At 60.0% G+C, this 4578-nt stretch carries 4 protein-coding genes, 1 tRNA gene and 1 pseudogene; 1 reads left to right on the top strand and 5 read right to left on the bottom strand.

The features are described 5' to 3' along the window. Positions 1-377, bottom strand: a 377-nt coding sequence (locus AC2FM3_RS13665; RefSeq protein ID WP_496682721.1) for a dynamin family protein, incomplete at its 3' end; no start/stop codon positions are given. A gap of 2 nt (positions 378-379) precedes the next feature. Further along, entirely contained in the window at positions 380-784 is a 405-nt protein-coding gene (locus AC2FM3_RS13660) for a hypothetical protein (protein WP_496682718.1), read from the bottom strand. Between the two features lie 619 nt (positions 785-1403). On the opposite strand from AC2FM3_RS13660, the gene AC2FM3_RS13655 reads away from it, so the two are divergent. Continuing rightward, positions 1404-1488: transfer RNA gene (locus AC2FM3_RS13655), tRNA-Leu, on the top strand. Between the two features lie 169 nt (positions 1489-1657). Here AC2FM3_RS13655 and AC2FM3_RS13650 read toward each other — a convergent pair. From AC2FM3_RS13650 to AC2FM3_RS13640, 3 genes and pseudogenes are all read right to left on the bottom strand, one after another. Continuing rightward, positions 1658-2572, bottom strand: coding sequence for a F0F1 ATP synthase subunit gamma (locus AC2FM3_RS13650; protein ID WP_496682715.1), 915 nt, complete (start codon positions 2570-2572; stop codon positions 1658-1660). Next, entirely contained in the window at positions 2556-4109 is a 1554-nt protein-coding gene (locus AC2FM3_RS13645) for a F0F1 ATP synthase subunit alpha (protein ID WP_496682712.1), read from the bottom strand. The genes AC2FM3_RS13650 and AC2FM3_RS13645 overlap by 17 nt, the downstream gene beginning before the upstream one ends. Then, positions 4106-4578: pseudogene (locus AC2FM3_RS13640) on the bottom strand (hypothetical protein); the annotation flags it as partial. The pseudogene AC2FM3_RS13640 and the gene AC2FM3_RS13645, both read right to left, overlap by 4 nt.

The following is a 4578-nucleotide window of genomic DNA, read 5'->3' as shown; positions in this document are numbered from 1 at the left end:
CCGCCACCCACCATCAGATTGTCCCATTCTTCCTGCTCGAAGAAGGTGAATTTCGATTTGTAGTCACCCGGCGCGCGGGTGTTGATGTTCAGCGTCGTCACCACCGAGGTCCACGGGTTCACGTCCGACGGCAGCAGGTTCGGGCGACCTGCCAGAATGTTCACGATCGAGGATTTCCCGGCCTTGACCTGACCCACGAAGGTGACGCTGGCAGTGAAGTTCTCGAGCCGGGTCCGAAGCGTGGACAGGCGCGCGGTCGAGCGCGCATCGGCCACCTCTGTCAGCTGGTCGATCTGGGTCGTCAGCGCGGACATGGCCTCGGTCATCGGTGCCAATGCCTCGTTTCCTACGGACAGAAGGTGGTCGTTTCGGGCCATTTTCAGCCTCCGGTTCCTGTTGCGGCGACGTCGGGTTGTGGGCGGGCGGCTACCGAGTCGCCGAAATTGTCGATGCGGGCGATGATTTCCAGCGCATTGCCGAGAATCTCTGCCTCGGTGCTGGGCGAGACTGACTTCAGGCTTTCGGCATCGGCCAGAATCTCGATGGACCTGAAGCGGTTCCCGTTCTCCAACCGCGCGACGCGGCGGCCGCTCGGAAACCCGCGCGCGCCTTCTGTGGGAAGCGGCATGCGGGCGTTGGCCAGCAGGTATTCGTCGCCCGCCTGGGTCTGCAGGGCGATGCCGAATCCGGTGTTCGGAAAGCGCCGGTTCAGAGTTCTGAGTTCGCCGGCAAAATTCTGTCGGGCAAGAAAGACGGCGTCTTCCTCGGTGGCGTATGAGCTCATGTGTTTGGTCACGGCTGAGACCCTTGTTCTGGAGTTGCGAGACACACTGGTAAATTGCCGGGCGGCGAAAAGACTCATTAACTCCTTGCTGAACAGAATTACCTTCAAGGCGGTCTTTGTTGGGCGCGATTGCGTTCTTTTAGCGCCTGAAATGTGGCGCAATTGTGGGTGGCCTCTGGTAAGGTGTTGCAACTTAAAGAAGAATTGCGAAATTGGCCGAGACGCCCAGGCACGGCCGAACCGGAAGATGGCCAGAGGGTCTGAGCGGGAACGCGCGCAGGGCCCGGCAGCAAGCTAAGGTTCCGAGAAGTTTTCAACTTTTGGATTCACCCGGAAGGCCTTCGTCGCCACGGCAATGCTCGCCCCGACGTAAACGCAGGCGCGGGCATTTGTTGGGTGGCGAGAGAGCGCCTGACATGCCTTTGTCTTGCGGCACAACGTATGGAGGTTCTTGCGATACGGTCACGATCCCGCGCACAATGGCCAAAATCTGGCCCTGCCTGACGCGCAGGTTTCCCGGCCGCGGGCCAAGCTCGGCGCGATGCGAAAAATTCCCTCTCGCACTTGCCGGGAAGCTTTGTTATCAGCCCAACAAGCCCGGCACGGCAGGTGCTGGCATGCGGGTGTGGCGAAATTGGTAGACGCACCAGATTTAGGTTCTGGCGCCGCAAGGCGTGGGGGTTCAAGTCCCTCCACCCGCACCATACTATCCCTTTGAAATCAAAGAAAAGCCTTGCAAACAAGGCCGTGTGACCGTTTGAAGGTCACAACTTTGGTTACGATGGGTGTTCCGATGGCGGGCAAGATTCGTCAACTGGATGCAGAAGCCGGGAATATAGGCTGGCGAGGTGCCTCGCCTTCCGTTATTGCGCATCAAGCTGGATCGGTCGGTATCTTGCGCCGCTTTCGATTGCGGGCCTCAAAGCCGATCACCACGTCCATGAGCTCGGAGGTGATCTCAGCCTGCCGAAGCGTTCGGGTATCCGCCTTCAGCTCTTCGAGCCGATCGCCGATGGATTGTTCGGCCCGGTGCATAGCCGCCAGGCGGGTCGCGTTTTCAGTCACCAAAGCTTCTGCCGAGGCGCGAAATACGCCTGAAAAAATGTGGCTGCGGATCAGGGCGGCAAACAAATCGTCCGGTGGCATGGTGTAGGTCGGCAGGCTGCGGGATTGCCATGGCCGTTTCATCAATTGGTCAATCATCTCGGTGGAAAACGGCATGAAATGCTCGACTATGGGATCTTGCTGCCCATGGTCACTGCGCCGTGTATAGGCCAGTTTCACGGCAAGGCCGTCCGCTTCGCCATGTCGCATGATGTGGTCGAATCGCTCGACGATGGCGCTGGCAAGCCGCCCGATTCCGTCAGTTGAAGCTGGTGTCAGCATGACATCGTCGGCCCGAATGCCCCAGCCATTCAGGGCGTCGTTCATCTGGGCGCCAATGCACAAGATATAAGGTGCGGCTTGAGTATCCCCCCCAAGGGCGAGATGCCTGGCCAGCTCCGCAGCCACCCTTTCGTTGTAGGCACCACACAAACCATGGTCAGATCCGAAAACGACGATGGCCATGTTCTGCTGGGGCGGCGATGTCAGATCCATGCGACCCGTGCGGTGCAACAGGGCAGCGATTCCGTCAAGGACGGTTCGGTGGTAGGCGTCGATGGATTTTGCGGCCTGCTCATAAGGCGCCGAGTTCAAAACCGACAACGTCTTCATGATATGGACGATGCTGCGAATGTTGCTCAGCGTTTCGGTCCTATGAAGCAGGGTTTCAAGAGTCTGCGGCATCCGAAGACCCCTTTGATGTACAGGCTTGCCTGGCCAGATTCAGCAACGCGGCTCGGTCGGCCTCGTTCAGCGGTTGGTCGATGGCGATGCGTTTCGACAGATCGTGCGGCGATTGCCGCAGGAACAGCCTCAGCCGGTCCATCTCGGCAAATGCCTCCGGGTCGGTCAGATGATCGTACACGCCCTCCAGTGCCGCCAAAAGAACTGCAACCTGCTCCAACGCCGAAACCGGGTCGCGTTCGGGTTGTCTGAGGGCCCTGCGGACAGCCGCGCCTCGCGCCAGCCGGGCGCGCGTGGCGTCGTCAAGCCGCGTTCCGAAACGGACGAAATCTTCGAGCTCTTCGAACTGGGACAGCGTGACCCGCAGATTTCCGGCCACGTCGCGAAAGGCGGCAGACTGTGCCTTGCCGCCAACACGGGACACTGAAATACCCAGATCGACGGCCGGAAACTGATTCTTGCGGACCTGGCGTGGCGACAAGTAAATCTGGCCATCGGTGATCGAAATCAGGTTGGTCGGAATGTAGGCCGACAGGTTTTCGGCCTGCGTTTCAACGACCGGCAGAACCGTGATCGACCCGCCCCCCGCTGTGTCGGCAAAGTTGCCTGCGCGTTCCAGCAGACGGGCATGCAAATAGAAAATGTCGCCGGGAAAGGCTTCGCGGCCTGGCGGCCTGCGCAACAAAAGTGAAAGCTCGCGATAGGCGCGGGCATGATGGGTCAGGTCATCCATCACGATCAGCACATCATGCCCTTGCTCCGAGAAATGTTGCGCCATGGTCATGGCGGTGTACGGGGCCACATAAGCAAGTCCGGGAGGATCTTCGTCTCCGGCGGCAATGATGATCGTGTGCGCCATCGAGCCACCATCTTTCAGCGCACCGATGACCTTGGCCACCGCATCCCCGCGTTGTCCAATCGCGCAGTAGACGCAGAGCACCCCGTGTTGTTTCTGGTTCAGGATCGTGTCGATGGCGATCGAGGTCTTGCCGGTCTGGCGATCCCCGATGATAAGTTGGCGCTGCCCCAGGCCAATCGGGACGGCGGCGTCGATCACCTTGAGGCCCGTTGCCAAAGGCCGCCGGACCGCCTCGCGGTCAAGAATTGACGGAGCATCCGCTTCGACGGGCAATCTGAAATCGGAATCGACCGGCGGGCCATCGTCCAGCGGGGCACCCAACGCATCCACCACCCGACCCAGAAGCGCGGAACCCACTGGAACCGTCAGCACGCTGCGGGTGCGGCGCACGGCCTCACCGACCGAGACCTTGTCCGAACCACCGAACAGAACCACCCCGAGGCGGTCTGTTTCCAGGTCCAGAACAATTCCCATTGCGCCCGAGGAGAACTGCAAAAGCTCATTGGCCAGCGCGTGGCTCATGCCGCGGACAACGGAAATGCCGTCTCCGACTTCGACGACCTGACCGATCTCGCTAACGACGGGCCGAGGCGATACCGTTTGCAGGGTCGCCACAAGCTGGTCGGCCAGCGAAACGGTCGGCTCGGAAGCCGGGAAAGCCGGGGGCGTCTGGGTCATTGTGCAGCCTTGCCCGCCTGCGTCTGGCGTAGTCCCTCGACCATAATCGTCTCCAGTTCACCTAGATAACTGTCGAGTGTCCATTCGATGCTGGTCGCTCCAACCTTGAGGACCAGCCCGAAGGGTTGGGTGGAGTCGACCTCAAAAATACACTTGGTTTCCGGCGCCAGTTTCTGAAGGTCGTCGGACACTTTCCGTCTCAAACCTTCGGGCAGCGCTGAATGAGTCGTCACGGTGACCGGCCTGTCGTCTGCGATCATCTTCCGTATCTCGTCGGCTATGGGCTGCAACTTTTTCACCGCGTGGGCCGCAATTCGTTCTTCCAAAGTCTCGTCCGCAAGATCCGACAGCGCCTTTCGCGTCAGATGAACCAGAACCCGGGCACCGGTTTCGCTGAGTTGACGGAGGAACTTTTGCTTCTCGACCGCCAGATGTCTTTCGAAATCACGCCGCTCTTGATCGATCCGAT

The sequence above is a fragment of the Ruegeria sp. BHSB172 genome, from assembly GCF_059613165.1.
This window is presented reverse-complemented; position numbering and strand designations above follow the sequence as displayed.